Consider the following 17,907-nt stretch of genomic DNA (forward strand, 5'->3'; position numbering starts at 1 on the left):
ATATCTCCTGCAATCTGCGCGCCGTTAAAAAGGCCGCCCCTCATCCAGGACGGCCTCACTCTTTCATATCTGCTCTCTTTTTCCTTAAAAGTTCAATATTTATTTGTTGCTCAAATACTCTTCGATGCTTTTCATCGCTTCGACTTCGTCTTCGCCTTCAACTGATACAGTCACGCTCTCACCAGCGTCTAATCCCAAACTCATCATACCCATGATGCTCTTTGCATTTACCTTCTTTTCCTGACTCTCCAGATAGATATTGCTGGCATACTGGCTGGCTACCTGCACGAGTAATGCGATCGGTCTTGCTTCCAGGCCGTTTGAAATACCGATGGTAATTGGTTTCCTGATCATATCTGTTCCTCCTTGTTCCCTCTGAGCTCCTCTGCTATGCTGCCGATTTTCCGCAGTCTGTGATTGACTCCTGACTTTCCCACTGGCGGTGCTAGTAACATGCCAAGTTCTTTCAAAGAAGCCTGTGGATATTCCAGCCTTATCTGTGCAATCTCCTCCAGATTATCCGGAAGCCGCTCCAATCCAATGGTATCACGGATATAGGCTATATCCTCCATTTGTTTTACTGCAGCATTTACAGTCTTGTTAATATTCGCCGTTTCGCAGTTAACCTTGCGGTTTACGCTATTGCGCATTTCCTTCAGAATCCTGACATTCTCAAGATTCATCAAAGATACATTGGCCCCCATGAGGCCTAAAATTTCTACGATCTGCGCGCCTTCTTTTACATAAACAACTTCGTGCTTCTTGCGGCTTACAACTTTAGCATCCACCTCAAAGGATTGCACCAGTTCCTGAAGCTGCTGAGCTTTTGACAATGTGGAACATACGATTTCAAAATGATAAAATTTCTCCGGGTCACTGATAGAACCTGCACATAAAAATGCTCCCCGCAGAAAAGCCCTCCTGCAGCAGTTCTTTTGAATAACCAGAGGATTCACAAGAGCGGCACAGGGCATTGGCTGCCTGTCTGCGGTCAGATACTTTGCTGCCTGCAGAATTCTTACGGTATCTTCCTGACCTCGTACTTCAATCACAAATCTGTTGTTTCTTTTTATTAAACGTTTATCTATAGAAATTTCTCTATCTATTTTAAATGTTTTTTGCAATAAAGTAAAGCACTTTCTTATAACACTTTCATTTTCTGTAGAAAAACAGAGAAATGTCTGGCCTTCCTCTGTTCTCTGTATCTCACCGCAAAAGCTGAAAATAGCTGAAAGCTCTGCGATCTGGCAATGCCTGGCAGGGCTGATGCAGCGCTCCAGCTCCTGTTTTACGCTTCCGGAGAATGACATTTCTTCGCATCCTTTTCTATATCTCTATGTTCAATCCGTATTCCGTATTCTTCTGACTTTTTCAGCCGTCTGTATAGTTCATTGGCCAGCGTCACACTGCGGTGCTTGCCGCCTGTACATCCGATGGAGATCACAAGCTGGGATTTGCCTTCGGATATGTAGTTGGGGATCAGAAAGCGCAGCATATCCTCCAGTTTATCGGAGAACTCCTGTGCCAGCTCAAATCCCATGACGTAGTCGCTGACCGGCTTGTCATTGCCGCTCAAAAAACGCATTCCTTCTATATAATAAGGGTTCGGCAGAAACCTCACGTCAAACACCAGATCAGAATCACCGGGGATTCCGTACTTGAACCCAAAGGACAGAACTGTGATCATCAGATTCTTGAACTTCTGGTTCTCCACAAAGATCTTTTCCAGTTCTTCTTTCAGCTCCCTGGTGAGAAGCTGGCTGGTATCCAGAATGTAGTCCGAAAATTCCCGCAGAAAAGCCAGCCTGCTGCGTTCCAGTTGAATCCCTTCATCCACCCTTCCGTTGCCGGAAAGGGGATGGGAGCGCCGTGTCTCCTTATAACGCTTTACCAGTGTCTTGTCATCCGCATCCAAAAAGAGGATCTCCGGCTGGAATCCCGGCAGCCGCAGCCGCTCCAGAACATGTTCCAGTTCACTTAAAGCTTTGCCGCTCCTGATATCAACACCCACGGCTACACGCTCTATCTCCCCGGAACTTCCGTCCTTCACAAGCTGTGCAAATTTCTCAATCAGGAGTATGGGAAGATTATCCACACAAAAATACTCCATATCTTCCAGCATTTTCAGGGCCGTACTCTTGCCGGCACCTGACATTCCCGTCACAATTACAAAACGCATATAGAATCCTCTCCGCTAATGTCAAAACTCACCCAGGAATTTTACTTCCGGCTCAAGTGTGACGCCGAATTTCTCCCTGACTCTCTTCTGTACTTCCTCTATCAGGTTCTTCACATCCTCCGCTGTGGCATCTCCGGTATTGACAACAAAACCGCAGTGCTTCTCGGAAATCTGCGCTCCGCCCACCTGAAAGCCGCGCAGACCTGTATCCATGATCAGTTTTCCTGCAAAATATCCCTCCGGCCGCTTGAAGGTACTTCCGGCACTGGGCATATCCAGCGGCTGTTTGCTGGTACGGCGCTCTTTGAAGTCATCCATCTGCTCCTTAATATGGGATGCCTCACCTTTGTTCAGCCTGATGACAGCCTCCAGCACAATATATCCTTTTTCTTTTACGATACTTGTCCGGTACCCCAGATTCAGTTCCTCACGTTTCAGGCGGATTACATTGCCGTCCGCATCCATAACGGTGACTTCCTCCAGTACATCCTTCATCTCCCCGCCGTAAGCGCCTGCGTTCATCACTACAGCGCCTCCCAGAGTTCCGGGAATGCCGCTGGCAAACGCAAATCCGGCCAGGCTGTGCTCCAGAGCCACCACTGCGATTTTTGAGAGAAGTGCTCCGGCCTTTGCCCTGATGACGTCGTGGTTCACTTCTATGTCACTCATATTCTTCCAGAGCTGAATGACAACACCATTGTACCCTTTATCACTTACAAGCAGATTACTTCCATTGCCCAAAATGAAAAACGGCAGATTCTCCCTTTTACAGATATGTAAAATCTTCCGCAGTTCATCCACGCTGTGAGGACGCAGGTAGTATTCCGCAGGCCCTCCAATGCGAAATGTTGTATGCTTTTTCATTGGTTCACAGACATTGACATTGTCACTGCCCAGACACTGACAAAACTCATTCTCTATTTTTTTATTCACTTTCTTACCTCTTGCTTGATAATATTATGGAAATCCAATATGACACAGCTAAAACAGTTTCAGACAGAAATTTTATTGTTACTGTTCACACGCCACTATCCCCCGAGGTGTTTTCAGGCCGAAGGCATGAAAATCCCGAGGCAGCCAGCGCGATATGGAGCAGAATGCTCCATATCTGTGCATCGCGAAGCGTGTTGCTGGGCACGCAGTGAACAGTAACATTTTATTTTCTGTCTGTCTTCTGTCTCATCCCGATTAAATCTTTTATCACCTCTCCGGCGATCATCAGTCCGGCAACTCCCGGAACAAAGGATATACTGGAGGGCACCGGCCTTCCTGTGGACGGCCTGGTCTCTTCCGTCTGTACCTTTTCTTCTTTCAGGCCCATCCGGCGTTTTTTTTCTTTTGGCGCGATTTCCGTGGAGAAAAGCACCTTAACCTTCTTTATTTTTCTCTTTTTCAATTCCGTGCGCATGACCTTTGCCAGAGGGCACACACTGGTCTTCGCAATATCCGCAATCTGAAAACAGGACGGGTCCAGTTTGTTTCCGGTTCCCATACAGGATATGACCGGCTTATTGCAGGCTTTTGCCTTCTCAATGAGAAGGATCTTGGCAGAGACAGTGTCCACTGCGTCCACAATATAGTCATAGCTGGAAAAATCAAATAAACCGGCTGTCTCAGCTGAGAAAAAAGTCTCATAGGTATGGACCACTGCATCCTCATTGATATCTGCAATGCGTTCTTTGGCAACCTGTACCTTTTTCCTTCCGATCGTAGAGCGCAGCGCCACCAGCTGTCTGTTCAGGTTGGTCACTGCAACCTCATCGTGGTCCACCAGAATCAGGTTTCCCACACCGGCTCTTGCCAGCGCCTCAACCACATAAGACCCCACACCGCCCAGGCCAAACACCGCGACCTTGGAATCGGCAAGAATCTCCAGCCCCTCTTTTCCTATTAATCCTTCTGAACGGGAAAATGCATGCAGCATACTTGCGGTTCCTCCTAAGTAAAAAGTTCTCAATGTACTGCCCTGACTGTAGTCAAGCCGTATCGAATAACGGCTCGCTTCCCGGGCTTACTTCCCGGGCTCGCCGTTATTCTTCATTATACTATTAAATCTATCAATTGTATAGAACTAGTTTTTCATCTTAGGTTTAAAAATAAGGCTGGCCAAATAGGCGAAAATGAGGGCTGCGGAGATTCCCACGGCGCTGGATGTGAAGCCTCCCATGAAGATGCCGATGAAGCCCTGCTCACCGATGGCTTTTTTTACACCTTTCCAGAGCAGGTTGCCGAATCCCAAAAGGGGGACGCTGGCACCTGCGCCGGCAAAATCCATGAGCTTGTTGTAAATGCCCACAGACCCCAGTACGGCTCCGGTACATACCAGCAGCACCATAACACGGCCCGGCAGCAGCTTTGTCTTGTCTAAAAGTATCTGAACCAGGGCACAGATCAGCCCTCCTACCCAAAATGCATTGATATAATCCATATTTACTGCCTCCTGTTATCCTGTTTTAGCAATGCTCCACCACAACAGCCTGCGCAATTCCGGGCACACTTTTCCCCTCGTTGTAGCTGACCTTTGACAATAATGCCCCTGTGGGAACAAAAAGAACACGTTTCCACTCCCCCTTCTCAATCTTGGGAAGGATATAGGAGGCAAAGGTCACAGCGGAACAGCCACAGCCGCTGCCACCGGCATGTGTGTCCTGGGACTCCTTGTCATAGATCTCAATGCCGCAGTCCATATGCTGTTTCTCAATATCAAACCCCTTTTCTTTCATCATATCAAAGAGAATGTGCTGCCCAACCTCGCCCAGGTCACCTGTGATGATCCTGTCGTAGTCCTCAGGCATGCGGTTAAAGTCCATCATATTCTGGTAAATGGTATCACAGGCAGCCGGAGCCATACATGCCCCCATATTCAGAGAATCCTTAAGTCCGAAATCAATGATCTTGCCTGTAGTGATCCCTGTGATCCGTGCCTTACCGCCTTTTGTTCCAAGTACGCAGGCTCCGCTTCCCGTCACTGTCCAGGTGGCGGACAGAGGCCGCTGGTTTCCGTATCCGAGAGGAAAACGGAATTCTTTCTCCGCGCTGCCGAAATGGCTGGATGTCACTGCCACCACATAGTCACCGTATCCCGCGGCAACGGACATGGAGGACAGAGAGAGTGCTTCCCCCATGGTGGCGCAGGCGCCGTACAGCCCATACACAGGCGTGTCAAACCCTATGATGCCAAAAGAGGAGGCAATGGTCTGTGCCAGAAGATCACCCACGTAGATGGTGCGGATCTGCCAGTTCTCCAGCTCTGCCTTTCCGATTGCCATGCTGACGGCTTCTTTTTGAAGGACACTCTCTGCCTCCTCCCAGGACTGGCACCCGAACATGCCGTCCTCCCCGCCTATCACGTCAAAACATTTTCCCAGAGGGCCGTCCCCTTCCTTTTTCCCCACTATGGAGGCTCCGCTTAGAATATGAACTGCATGTTCAAACTGAATGCTCTGTTTGCCGATGGTCTGTTTTCTTACTTCTGTCATCCCACAATCCCCCATAATTTAAGAACGTAATAGATAGCCCCCAAAGCCGCGGAGGTCAGTATACCGTAAAGGATAACCGGACCTGCTATGATAAAGATCTTGCATCCGATTCCAAATACCTGTCCCTCTTTCTGGTATTCAATAGCCGGTGCTGCCACAGAATTGGCAAAACCGGTGATAGGTACCAGCGTACCAGCACCGCCCCATTTGGCTATTTTCGGATAAATATTAAATCCTGTACAGAGTACACTTAAAAGCACCAGGATCAGGGAAGTCCAGCCGCCGCTGATTTCCTTGTCCAGTCCCTGACTCATGCAGAAGTTCATGATTCCCTGCCCCAGTACACAGATTGCGCCGCCGCAGAGAAAGGCACGGCACATGTTTTTAAACAGGCTGTGGGTGGGTGTCACCTGTTTTACATATTTTTCATATTCTTTGGCTTTTTTCTGTTTTTCCTGCTCCGCCGCAGTTGCCATAACTTTCACCATCCTTTTTCCTGCTTCCTGATTTGGAAGCTTTCTGATAGTATGAGAATGTTACGGGAAAAATATGTGCTGGAAAAAATTATAAAAAAAGAGGCAGATCCGCTTATATTAAGATCTGCCTCAGCAGAAGAATCGTCAGCGCCTGTCATTGTACTGCTCAAATCCCTCTTCGATTTCTTTTAAAATTTTTGCATATCTGAGGAGTTCCTTCTGAATCTCCTCTTTGTCTTCACGCTCCTGTTTATAGCACACCCGGTGCTCCATGCTGGCCCAGAAATCCATGCCAATGGTTCTGATCTGTACTTCAACCGGATAGTATTCCGTACTGTCAATGGTGCAGACCTGAATGCCCAGAACCATGTGATAGCTCCGGTAACCGTTCTGTTTCGGATTGGCAATGTAGTCTTTTTCTTTGATCAATATGAGATCGCTCTGTTTTTTTAACTGCTCTGCCAGCAGCTCCACGTCTCTCTCAAAATAGCAGATTACCCTGGCACCTGCAATGTCCTGAAGGTTTTCCTTGGCATTTGTAAAGCTGGCGCTCAGTTCCATGCGCTCCAGTTTCTCCTCAATACTCTGTTTCTGCTTGATTCTGGACTGGATATTGTGAATCGGATGAGACGCACTGCCATACATGGAATGGTTCAGCACATCCAGCCTGGCCTTAAAAAGGTTAAGCGCATCCTGATAGGGAACAATTAAATCGTAATATTGTTCATTAGTCATACTCCGTCCTCCTTATATAGGCAGACCATCCCCCTGTCTGCCCGCTCCCTTTACTATAACATAAACCGGCTGATCCATAAATAAAGCTGGGCTGAACTTTTTCTAAAAGGCTTATAAACTCTTACTGTTTACGCACCGCTGTCCCGCCAGGTACTGCATCACGAAGCGCTCTGCCGGGTACAGATTTTGTGAAGCAGAAGCTTTAACGGATATCATATACGCTGCGAAGTCTGAGCGTATCTGCATTTCCGGACAGGATCTCCACCTCTTTGGTATCTCCGTTCAGATCAAAATAATTGTCAGAGAGGATAAGGTCTTCCGTCTCATTGAGGATCTCCACACTCTTGGCATAGGCGGACGCAGAGACTCTGATCTTATTTCCCTCTATTTCCCAGGTAAGACGGGGATTCTCATACCGGAAATATTTCGGATAGGAAAAGATAACCGTGCCCTCTGACAGAGCTTTTGCCCCGGCGCTGTCCTCTTTTTCCGGTGTCCCGCAGTTTACTTCAAAAGCCTGGAAGCTGACATATTGTTCAAAGACATCCACATCCGGAAGCTCTGTCTTATCCATCCAGACTGCCGTGAGAGCCGGCACTGCGATCACCTGCTCCTCCCGGCGAAGAACCGCTGCCTTACTGTCACGGAGCTGCCAGCAGACTTTGATCTGCCTGTCTTTTAAGGTCTCGTTCACCACATTCAGACGGATGGATTTTTCAAATGTAAAATGCTGCCGGTTCATATTGGCCTCCCGGGTCATCCAGCCCTCCTCCCGGCAGGAGATCATCACCGGGGCAAAAAAGCGCCTGGCATAATAGTGAAGTGCCTTCCACCTGCCGCAGTAATCAACAGAGGACCAGGATACCACAGGCCAGCAGTCATTTAACTGCCAGTACACGGCTCCCATACATCTTCCCCTGTTTCTGCGAAAATGCTCCACCCCATAGCGGATGGCATCTGCCTGGAGAAGCTGGGAGGCATAGAGAATGGTGGTAAATTCTGTGGGGTAGCGGTAGGTCTGCTGCAGATAATTCATGATTTTTCCGTTTGCACCGTAATTTCTCTGGTGCTTTTCCATCACATAGGAAAAAATGTTAAAGTCATCCGGGTCGTCCGTGATCTGCTCCAGAGTCTTTTTAAAGGGAAATGCCTGAAAACCGAATTCAGAAGCATAACGGAAAAAATGTTTCCGGTACTCAGAAAAAGGACGGCCGCCATGCCAGACCTTCCAGTAATGCACATCCCCTCTGTTCGGGTCATTGGGATTGTCAAAGGAACCTCCCGAGGATGGGCTGGCCGGCCAGTAAAAGGTCTGGGGATCGTATTTTGCCAGGACTTCGGGGAGAATGCGTTCATACATGAACAGGTAATCTCTCACCTCCGACGGTTTTGTCACCCAGCACCTCTCATCCACGAACATTTCCATCTCATTGTTGCCGCACCACAGACCCAGGGAAGCGTGATGCCGGATTCTCTTTATATTGTCTGCAAATTCCCGCCGGATGTTTTCCTCAAACTCAGGGGTCAGCTCATAGACCGAACAGGCAAACATAAAATCCTGCCAGACCAAAAATCCCATCTCATCGCACAGTTCATAGAACCAGTCTTCCGGGTAGCAGCCTCCGCCCCAGACACGAATGACGTTGAAGTTGGCCTCCCGGCAGGCTTCCAGCAGTTTTCTTGTCTTTTCCCTGCAGGTCCTGCCCAGAAGATGGTCCTCCGGGATATAATCTGCTCCCATGGCAAATATGGCCCTGCCGTTTAACTGATGAGCGAAGCTCTCGCCCCACCGGTCTTTCTTTCGCAGCATGGTGACCTGCCGAAGGCCGATTTTTTGTTCCCATATATCCAGTGTACTTCCCTGATACAGGAGTGTGACGCAGACGTGGTAGAGAGGCTGGCTGCCCAGGTTGTTGACCCACCATAGTTTTGGGTTGTCAATGGTCAGCTCTTGGGGGGAATCCTCCAGAATCCAGGTCCTGCCGCCCGGTTCTGTCATGTGGACTGTATAGGTAAGTTCGGGACTGCAGGGGCGTGGTGATTCTTCTGAGATCACTCCGGCAGACCATTCGGTTTCTACCTGAAAGGAGAGGCGGACCTTTCCCTGTGTATGATTCTGCTGTATGTATACACTGTCGATTCTGGCTTCACGGATGCCGAGAAGGGAGACGGGGCGGAATATACCTGCGTCCGGAAGATGGGCGCCCCAGTCCCAGCCAAACATATAGTGGGCTTTTCTGAGGTGCATAAAACCTTCAAATGTATCGTCATTTCCTATATTTCCGTATTTTTTATGGGCTTTGGCAATGTATTGCAGCGGGGAATGAAAGATCACCCGTATCTCATTTTCTCCTTCCTGCAGGATACCCTTCACATCAAATTCCCAGGTTCGGTGCATGTTGAAAGCTTTACCGGCATGTATTTGGTTTACATAAATGTCTGCAAGTGTATCCAGACCGTCAAAATGAAGGACAACCCTGTGATTTTCCAGCATTCCCGGAAGTAAGGTAAACCGGCACCGGTATTCATAATCTTTTTCCATGAGGGCACAGATCCTGTCCTCATTGTCTTTCCAGAACGGATCGTCCATCCGGCCGTTTCTAAGTAAATCTGTATATACCGTACCCGGGACAACAGCATCCAGCCAGGTAGTGCTGCCAAGCTCACGCATCTGCCATACTGTGCAGAGTTGTGTGTCTGTCTCTTCGGATGTTCTGCAGGGGCTCTGTATCCTCGCCACAGCTCTGCTGTATTTCTGCATTTGCTCCGCAGCTCTGCTGTGTTTCTGCATTTGCTCCGCAGCTCTGCTATATTCCTGTATTTGCTCCGCAGCTCTGCTGTGTTCCTGCATTTTGTTACGGGTATCTAAATGTTGTATTTCCATAACCTGCTCCTTATATGATACTATGTCTTTTCCATTGCTTCAAAATAAGCGCCCTGCTCAATGTAAGCGGGCGCTTATTTTCCTTTTTTACCTGCAGATCATCCTTCTGCTCTGGGATATTCCGTGCAGAGCAGGCGGTACGGCGGTTCATCCTCCTCAATCTCGGGGAATCTGCCGATGGGCTCATAGAAACGGTTGTCGTTCTCATCATCATTGCACATGGAGACTTCGCCCAAAAGTACAGGGCCAGTTCCCGGCTCCAGCTCAAAATCATGGTACATATAGGGATAGACCGTAATGCTCTCCCCGGGCTGCAGCCTCACCTGTGTCCCTGCAGGAACCGTAAATTCTCTGCCATCGCAGTTTACCGTCACATCCGTATCCGCAAACTGCCCGTCCTCTGTGGAGTTGTAGACGCGAATCAGCACATTTCCTCCGCCCCTGTTGATAATATCCTCCATCTTATCCCAGTGAAAATGCATGGGCGCCATCTGGCCTTCCCTGATATAGAGAAGCTTTTCCGCATATGTCTTTGTATATTTGTTGTTCTTCAGGTTGCCGTTTCGCAGTGTGATCAGGGAAAATCCCACTTCATCAAATCTTCCCAGTCCATAATCTGTAATATCCCACCCCAGCATATTGTCACGGATCTCGTCGTATGCATGGCCCTTCTGCTCCCAGTCCTTTGGAGTAAAACCGCAGAACGGAGGGAGGGCAAAACCGTGTTTCTGGATCATGGCTTCCATCTCTTTTAAAGCCGCGTTAATCTCGGATCTTTTCATCGCTCTACTTTGTCCCTTTCTGATTCCGGGCACCTGACCGCTTTCCGCATGATCAGGTAACCCGGTAATCTGACTGTCTGTTTACTTTGTGGCTTTCCACTCGTCAATCTGTTTCTGCATCTCGTCAATGACTTCCTGGATACCTGTTGCCTCCAGCTTTTCCTGGAGTTTCGGCAGATATTCGTCAGGGTCCACGCTTCCTGTGTACAGGGATTTTCCAAACTCATCCAGCACATTTCTGAAGCCTGCCACCTGGGTGCTCACCGATTCCAGATCGAAGTCAAATCCAAAGGACGGGGCTTCCTGGGTGGCATCATTGAATTCTTTAAATGTGTTCCATTTGTCAAGGGGCTCATTCTCCAGTACATAAGTGTTAAATAATCCGCCCTGTACCCAATACGGCACTGCGTAGTCTTTGTTTGCAGCCGGTTCCAGTTTTACTTTTGTGTCATAAATATAATCTTTTCCCTCTGCCGCTGCCTTTTCTTCTGCTGTGGGCTCTGCCTTTGTCCAGTGGACGCCTTCAATACCATAGTTCAAGAGATTCCTCAGGTATTCATCTGTGTTGACCAGGTTCAGGAATTCCATAGCCTTTTCCGGATGCGCGGAGTTTTTGTTGATGGCTGTCAGAGCACCGCGGGCAGACGCGTTTGTTACCTGGGTATCCATAATGGGACTGGCGACTACCTCATATCCTAAAACCTTGCCCCAGGTCAGTTCTGCATAAGGCTGTCCGTCACCTTTTGTCACAAAACGTTTGATGGATTTATCATCGGTCGCGGTTGCGGCGTCTTTGTTGATATAACCTGCCTCATAATATTTTCTCATGGTTTTCAGAGTGGATTTCATCCTGTCTGTCTCAAATACATTTTTGACCGTAAGAGTATCATCGCCGTATTCAATGCCGACAGGGTCCTGGATCTTGTCCATGTAGGTAGGCGCTGAGTAATCTTTTGTGAGATAGAACGGAACCACATCCGGCTCATTCTCTTTGATCACCTTCAGCCATGGTTCCAGATCTTCCAGTGTCTCGATCTCTTCATACGGGATGTTGTATTTGTCCACGTATTCTTTGGTAAATACCCACATGGGGCAGCTTCCGATCTCTTTTTCACTGGGCACACCGTATGTTTTGCCCCCCACTTTTGCTGCTTCCCAGAAACGCTCATCAATGGTGTCATAAATTTCCTTGCCTTCTTCTTTCAGAAGGTCATCCAGTTCCAGAAAGGCGCCCTTCTGGGCGTTCTGCAGATAATCATTTGCCCAGGAACAGGTAAAGCACATATCCCAGTCATCACCTGTGTTGATGACCACCTGCATTTTCTGGTTGTAATCGCCCCATGCCACATTGTTTACTTTGATCTTGACTCCGATTTTCTCCTCTGTGTACTCATTGACTTTTTCTATTACGTCAGGTGCGTCTTTCTGTGCGTCCCCCACCTGATACCAGACAAGTTCAACAACTTCCTCTCCCTTTTCATTTGTCTCTGTCTTCTTGCCGCAGCCGGACAGCATTCCTGCTGTCATTGCTGCTGCCAGAGAAACTGCCAGGGCACGTTTTACGATTCTATATTTCATTCTATTCTCCTCCTCAAATGTTTCACTTTCATCGTTTCTTACTCTTTCACCGCACCAATCGTCAGACCATTTACAAAATACCTCTGGAAGAAGGGGTAAGCAAAGATGATTGGCAGGGTTGAAATAACAACGATTGCCATTTTAATGGTCTCTTTCGGCATGTTCTGCGCTATCTGAATTCCATTGATGCCCATCATGGCCTTATTGCTGGCCAGCCAGTCAATGGAACTTTCAATCTTGATCAGCAGATACTGAAGGGGTATCAGGTTCTGGCTGTCTATATACATCATAGCATTAAACCAGTCATTCCAGTAGCCCAATGTAAGGAAAAGCCCGATGGTCGCCAGTCCCGGCATTGCCATGGGGATGACGATCTTGAAAAACAGCCTCCACTCAGAAGCACCGTCAATCTTGGCAGATTCCACTACAGAATCCGGTATGGTGGTCTTAAAGAAGGTTCTCAGTACAATGACATTGAAGGTGTTCAGACACAGGGGCAGGATAAGCGCCCATATGCTGTCCTTCAGCATCAGCACCTTTGTAACAATCAGATAGTTGGCTACCATACCACCGGAAAACAGCATGGGTATGGTGATGACTGTAGTAAAAAATTTCTTAAACGCATAGGTTTTTCTGGACAGCGCATAGGCATAGGTTCCGGTAAGGAACAGGCCGATCACGGTTCCGGCAATTGTGACCAGAATTGTGACACCGTAACTGCGCAGGATATTCTCTCCGGCGCTTATAATATAGTGGTATGCATAGAGACTGAGCTTTTCCGGTACAAACTGGTAACCGTTCATTGCCAGGGTCTGCTCATCTGTCAGTGATATGATGACAACAAAGATGAACGGCAGAATACTGATCAGTGACATAACTGCAAGTAAAACATTCAGCACTACGTTGGTCGGTTTTTTTACCTTGTTGTATTCACAAGTCTCTGCCTCCATCTTCTCTATCATTTTTGCCTTTTTACGTTCTTCTCTTTTTGAAGACATTCTCCTTACCTCCTTCCTAAAATAGTGCGTTTTCGCTGTCAACCTTGGATACAAGCTTGTTGGCGATCATGATAAGTATAAATCCCACAGTTGACTGGAATAACGCTGCCGCAGAACTCATGCCCAGCTCTCCGTTTGTCTTCAGGGCACGGAAAATATAAGTGTCAAGTACATTGGTAACCGGGTATAAAGGACCGGAATCCTGCGGAAGCTGATAGAACAGACCGAAATCCGACTTGAAGATCCCACCCACTGCCATGATCAGCAGAATGGTGATAACCGGTTTCAGCAGCGGCAGGGTAATGTATTTGATCTGCTGCCATTTGCTGGCTCCGTCAAGGACCGCTGCCTCATAGTATGTCTTGTTGATGCCGCAGATGGATGCCAGGTATACGACGGTATTATAACCGACGCCCTTCCACTGGCTCATGAAGATAATGATAAAAGGCCACATGGATTTCTCGGTATACCAGGAGATTCCATCAATTCCAAAATGTGCAAGTACAGAGTTAAAATAACCTTTTTCCGGGTTTAAAAATGCGAATACACAGTAGCTGACAACTACCCAGGACAGGAAGTAGGGCAGAAACATGGAGCTTTGATAGATTTTAGCCATGCCCTTGTTGCGGAGTTCATTTAACATCAATGCCACGATAACAGGGAGCACGACACCAAGGATGATGAATGCAGCATTGTATAAAACCGTGTTTCTCAAAATGATCCAGGCGTCACCGCTGGAAAACAGGAACTTGAAATTATCAAATCCTACAAATTCACTGCTTAAGAGACTTGTAAAAAAGTTGCTTCCGGTCAGACGGAATTTCTTGAAAGCTACCAGGATACCAAACAGCGGCAAATATGTAAACAGGAAAAACCACGCGGTTCCCGGAAGGCTGAGCAACAATAGTTCTTTGTTGGTTTTGACACGGGTGAAGAAGCTTATCTTTTCTTTTTTCTTCTTCTGTTTCAATTGAATACCTCCCTCTCATCCCGTCAAAATCCCTGCCGGCCGGGGGTTTTGGCGTTCTGTTTTGTATATATTTACTATACATTGGGGGAAGGGAAAATTATAGTTGAGAAATTGTAGGTTTCCTGGATGAATTCTAGACGGGGGAGTGGAAAAAATAGTGTCAACTGGAGAAATTCTAGAGAGAAGAAAAAAACGCATCATGGGGACGGGAACACAGGGATGGGGGTTCTATTGCGTTTGGTGGGTTGTGCGTATTGCTTGCAAGTGCTGCTACCATTTATCTGGCTTTTGATATTCTCACGCATCTGGCTGCTTTTGCGGCTTTTATTGCGCTGCTTATTCTTTTGTTTTTGGTTTATGTGCATACGAAATGTTTTATAAAAGATTAATCTGCATAATTATAAATATAGTTTGCAAATATAAGGTTTTATTCTATACTTTGGATTGATACAGACAGGTTCCATGACATATTCATGATTTTTGGGATTTTAATTAGAATTTAATATAGAACATAAATAGAATTTTTTGACAGGCGAATGCTTGGCATTCGCCTGCAGACATTTTGATTTGTTTGGAATTGCTCAGATCAGAGGCCAAATTCCCGATATAAGGCCTGCCGTAATTTTGGATTTGAGGCTGCTTCTATGATTTCTTTCTCTCTGCCGGTCTCGAATAATTTAAGCGCTAATTCGCCAAAGCGTCTCTCACCTTCCTGCTCCCTCTTTTTCAGCAGTTCTTCCATCTGCATATACCTTACCCCCAGATTCCGATTCTTTTTCATTTCCTTGATTCTGCTGTGAATCTTCTGAATGGTTGCATTTTTTGCCTCTGCTGCGCATGTATCCGTGCTGACATGCGAATGATTGACATTTGCCTGCAGATATTTTGATTTGTTTGGAATTGCTCAGATCAGAGGCCAAACTCCCCATATAAGGCCTGCCGTAATTTAGGATTTGAGGCTGCTTCTATGATTTCTTTCTCTCTGCCGGTCTCGGATAATTTAAGCGCTAATTCACCAAAGCGTCTCTCACCTTCCACAATGCCTTCCTGCTCCCTCTTTTTCAGCAGTTCTTCCATCTGCATATACCTCACCCCCAGATTCCGATTCTTTTTCATTTCCTTGATTCTGCTGTGAATCTTCTGAATGGTTACATTTTTTGCCTCTGCCGCGCATGTATCCGTGCTGTTTTCTATGTACTTCAGTAAATGTATCAGCTCTTCTGAAACGCCTTCGGTATGTATCCCTTTTGTGTTCAGAAAGATTTTCTGCACCTCATCACCTAAAGACAACTCCGTTTCCAGGCATTTATTTTCAAACGTATACCGGTACAGTCCTTTGCCGAAAGGGTCAAAGGTGCAGATAAAGATAATAAAGCAGGGTCTCAGACTTTTGAAATCTTCTCCCGGTTTCAGGGATGTGATGTCCATCTCTCCCTGATAATAGCGGCTTCGCTTTGGCAGATTATGCTCGTCCTCATTCTGCATTTCGATATCATATTCTACCTGCACTTCATCGCTTGCGTAAATATCCAGCCGTACGCTTCTGAAATCAGAACTGTACAAAATCGTATGCTCTGCATGGACTCTTATTTTCGCGATCGGTCGTCCGAGTATCATCTCCAGTATCAGACGGCATATCACCTCATCTTCCAGCGCTGCCGCAAATAAAAACGGGTCACATAAATCCAGTTCCTCAAATTTCTTCCTTGCCATATGTTTCCTCCTGCGGAATATGACATGGAAGTTACCTGTCTGTAATATGATTATAGCTTAAAGCCTCCGGATAAGCAACCTGTTTCTTTGCAAAACACGGTTCCATTACCGGGGGCTGCCTTGCGGGACAGTGACGTGTGAGCAGTAACCGGCTGCCGTCCTCTCTGCGTTTAAGGAAATCTCCCGGTTCACTCTCCCCCTCAGCCGGAGCAAAAAATCATGTTCCTTTGGATACCTCTTAAAGGTAATATCCATTCCCGCTGTTTCACGAATAAGCGCTTCCACAGAATCCCGTGACGTATACTGTTCCAGCGCCTCAAGTGCCCGAAGGTCCTCCATGGCATCTCTTAAAACTTCCAGACGGATTGAGGAAAAGGGATGCCCGTCCGGTCCGGGGTAGACAAGGAATGCGTCTCCTGACGGAAAACTTTCACCACTGTCTGTCACAGCAAAGGGATCAATGTGCTGCAGCGAAAATCTGGTATTGTAAAAATTGTACCCCCACTGAAGGAATCCCTGCATCCGGTACAGATAGAGCTGGATACCCAAAATCCTATTTCTCCCTGAAGGCATGGCAAAAAAGCGGTTGCTCACATCCACTCCCTGGACACAGCAGTAATATGTCCACAAATCAGGAATTTCCGCTTCCAGAAATGGCTCCAAATGGTCAGAGGCAACCACAGGGTGCTCCACCAGTCCCAGACGATAAAATTCAAAATCACTCAAAGCATCCAAAAACCTGCAGTCTCCCAGTCCACTGTGCATACACTGTACTGCGCTGCGGTAGCTGTCCAGATCTTTCATGCCCGGCTCGTCGGACACATGAAACCAAGTATGCTCCAGCACATCTTTTTTCTGCAGATACGCCTTTAACCGGGGCAGAAATTCCATCAGAAAAAACCGGTATTCCTCCCCTGCTGCATCCGTATCCCAGCCAAAGACCTGCTGCTGCCTGCCCTCCTTCAAAGCCATGATCTTCGGAGCCGCGGCGGCACCCCACTGGGTAAATAAAGGTGCCATTTCCAACCAGACAATGCCGCATTCCCGGCACATAGAAATCCATCTTCCCAGCCTGGAAAAGCCGAATTTCCACCCCTCTTCTGTCAGCTCTGCATCTACGAGCTGAACGGTAGTCCGCTCTCCGCCCACAGCAGTATCCATGGGTGGTGTAAACAATGGTGTCAAAATCATATTGATTCCGCTCTCTGCTGCAAGAGTGACGAATTTCTTCAGAATCTGCCAATGTTGTTCGGAAAAGACAGGGACTCTATAATAATCCGCCAGACAGTCCGCATGGAGCCACTCCGTATGGATTAGCCGCTGTACCGGCAGTTTTCCACTATGTACCATGATTTCAGCTTCTCTTTTCCACAGGATTTCCCCATCTTTTACCGATACGGAGACAGTCACCGCATAGTTTCCGGGTCTCATATCCCGGTCAATACATATCTGCACCCAAAGTGCTCTCCACTGTCCCGGCACTGCCCGCACGGTACTGGCAGGCAGCGGTACCAGCACATCGGGAAACATGCCCGGTTCCTTTGTCAGATAGTCATCATCGGATAGACCGCTGCATGGGTAGGCACTGGGCACCAGGGCTGCCCGGAATACTTTAACCTCCATTCCCGGAGGCGTTTTTATTTCAAACTGTATGTCCTCCTCCAGCATATGGGAATCATGGTAATCTATTGTATAAGCAATCTGAAATGCAGTCCGCTCTCCCGCAAAGCATCCCGCACGAAAGGGATTTTCCCGGTCTTTTGGCGGCCTGCCCGGAAAAATCTTATCCAGGCTGTCCCCCAGGCAAAAATGATACTGATGCATCTGTCTTCCTCCTCATAAAATGATACACTGTCAAATCCTGCTTCTCGCAGCCATACATAATCTGTCTGCCTATACTGCAGTATTTAAAAAATTTCCTTCCGCACCGCGCAATTTTAAAAAAATCCAATCTTTCGCTGCGTCATTCAAAAATCTCCGCCTCCACTGCGTCATTCAAAAATCTCCACCTCCACTGCGTCATTCAAAAATCTCCGCCTCCACTGCGTCATTCAAAAATCTCCGCCTCCACTGCGTCATTCAAAAATCTCCGCCTCCACTGCGTCATTCAAAA

Annotated in this window: 17 protein-coding genes; all 17 read right to left on the reverse strand. The window is 47.5% G+C overall.

All coding sequences use genetic code 11. The features are described from left to right. Positions 1–99 precede the first annotated feature (99 nt). The 17 genes from WMO65_RS23095 to WMO65_RS23175 all read right to left on the reverse strand — a co-directional run bounded on the left by WMO65_RS23095 (position 100) and on the right by WMO65_RS23175 (position 17,618). Positions 100–354: an HPr family phosphocarrier protein gene (locus WMO65_RS23095; RefSeq protein ID WP_054352075.1), complete on the reverse strand. Its 255-nt coding sequence runs from the start codon at positions 352–354 to the stop codon at positions 100–102. Further along, positions 351–1,310, reverse strand: coding sequence for a DNA-binding protein WhiA (whiA, locus tag WMO65_RS23100; RefSeq protein ID WP_033143396.1), 960 nt, complete (start codon positions 1,308–1,310; stop codon positions 351–353). The genes WMO65_RS23095 and whiA overlap by 4 nt, the downstream gene beginning before the upstream one ends. Beyond that, positions 1,289–2,179: an RNase adapter RapZ gene (rapZ, locus tag WMO65_RS23105; RefSeq protein WP_033143397.1), complete on the reverse strand. Its 891-nt coding sequence runs from the start codon at positions 2,177–2,179 to the stop codon at positions 1,289–1,291. The genes whiA and rapZ overlap by 22 nt, the downstream gene beginning before the upstream one ends. 21 nt (positions 2,180–2,200) lie before the next feature. Next, positions 2,201–3,112 (reverse strand): UDP-N-acetylmuramate dehydrogenase, encoded by a 912-nt coding sequence (gene murB, locus WMO65_RS23110; RefSeq protein WP_033143398.1) that lies wholly within the window; start codon positions 3,110–3,112, stop codon positions 2,201–2,203. Positions 3,113–3,335: 223 nt separating this feature from the next. Continuing rightward, positions 3,336–4,103 (reverse strand): tRNA threonylcarbamoyladenosine dehydratase, encoded by a 768-nt coding sequence (locus WMO65_RS23115; protein ID WP_103732536.1) that lies wholly within the window; start codon positions 4,101–4,103, stop codon positions 3,336–3,338. A 147-nt stretch (positions 4,104–4,250) separates the two neighbouring features. Next, positions 4,251–4,607, reverse strand: a complete 357-nt coding sequence (gene spoVAE, locus WMO65_RS23120; RefSeq protein WP_033143953.1) for a stage V sporulation protein AE — start codon at positions 4,605–4,607, stop codon at positions 4,251–4,253. Positions 4,608–4,632: 25 nt separating this feature from the next. Next, the gene (locus WMO65_RS23125) at positions 4,633–5,658 is read right to left on the reverse strand and encodes a stage V sporulation protein AD (RefSeq protein WP_033143954.1); all 1,026 of its coding nucleotides are present in this window, start codon (positions 5,656–5,658) and stop codon (positions 4,633–4,635) included. Continuing rightward, the gene (locus WMO65_RS23130; protein WP_225305380.1) at positions 5,655–6,146 is read right to left on the reverse strand and encodes a SpoVA/SpoVAEb family sporulation membrane protein; all 492 of its coding nucleotides are present in this window, start codon (positions 6,144–6,146) and stop codon (positions 5,655–5,657) included. The genes WMO65_RS23125 and WMO65_RS23130 overlap by 4 nt, the downstream gene beginning before the upstream one ends. Before the next feature lie 132 nt (positions 6,147–6,278). Continuing rightward, the gene (locus WMO65_RS23135) at positions 6,279–6,869 is read right to left on the reverse strand and encodes a GTP pyrophosphokinase (protein WP_033143955.1); all 591 of its coding nucleotides are present in this window, start codon (positions 6,867–6,869) and stop codon (positions 6,279–6,281) included. Positions 6,870–7,071: 202 nt separating this feature from the next. Then, entirely contained in the window at positions 7,072–9,540 is a 2,469-nt protein-coding gene (locus WMO65_RS23140) for a beta-mannosidase (RefSeq protein ID WP_243128827.1), read from the reverse strand. Between the two features lie 311 nt (positions 9,541–9,851). Further along, complete coding sequence (locus tag WMO65_RS23145) at positions 9,852–10,535, reverse strand: D-lyxose/D-mannose family sugar isomerase (RefSeq protein ID WP_033139254.1); 684 nt, start codon at positions 10,533–10,535, stop codon at positions 9,852–9,854. An 81-nt stretch (positions 10,536–10,616) separates the two neighbouring features. Then, entirely contained in the window at positions 10,617–12,113 is a 1,497-nt protein-coding gene (locus tag WMO65_RS23150; RefSeq protein WP_148392886.1) for an ABC transporter substrate-binding protein, read from the reverse strand. 38 nt (positions 12,114–12,151) lie between these two features. Beyond that, complete coding sequence (locus WMO65_RS23155) at positions 12,152–13,111, reverse strand: carbohydrate ABC transporter permease (RefSeq protein ID WP_148392885.1); 960 nt, start codon at positions 13,109–13,111, stop codon at positions 12,152–12,154. A 16-nt stretch (positions 13,112–13,127) separates the two neighbouring features. After that, positions 13,128–14,081, reverse strand: coding sequence for an ABC transporter permease (locus tag WMO65_RS23160; protein WP_148392884.1), 954 nt, complete (start codon positions 14,079–14,081; stop codon positions 13,128–13,130). 586 nt (positions 14,082–14,667) lie between these two features. Continuing rightward, a complete protein-coding gene (locus WMO65_RS23165; protein WP_148392883.1) occupies positions 14,668–14,862 on the reverse strand; it encodes a hypothetical protein in 195 nt (64 codons plus the stop codon). 128 nt (positions 14,863–14,990) lie between these two features. Continuing rightward, positions 14,991–15,794 (reverse strand): Rpn family recombination-promoting nuclease/putative transposase, encoded by an 804-nt coding sequence (locus WMO65_RS23170; RefSeq protein WP_148392882.1) that lies wholly within the window; start codon positions 15,792–15,794, stop codon positions 14,991–14,993. A 105-nt stretch (positions 15,795–15,899) separates the two neighbouring features. Then, on the reverse strand, positions 15,900–17,618 hold the full coding sequence (locus tag WMO65_RS23175; RefSeq protein WP_148392881.1) for a DUF4091 domain-containing protein: 1,719 nt from the start codon (positions 17,616–17,618) through the stop codon (positions 15,900–15,902). Positions 17,619–17,907: the final 289 nt, after the last annotated feature.

This window comes from Blautia caccae, assembly GCF_040095955.1.
In the GTDB taxonomy this organism is placed as follows: Bacteria; Bacillota; Clostridia; order Lachnospirales; family Lachnospiraceae; genus Blautia; species Blautia celeris.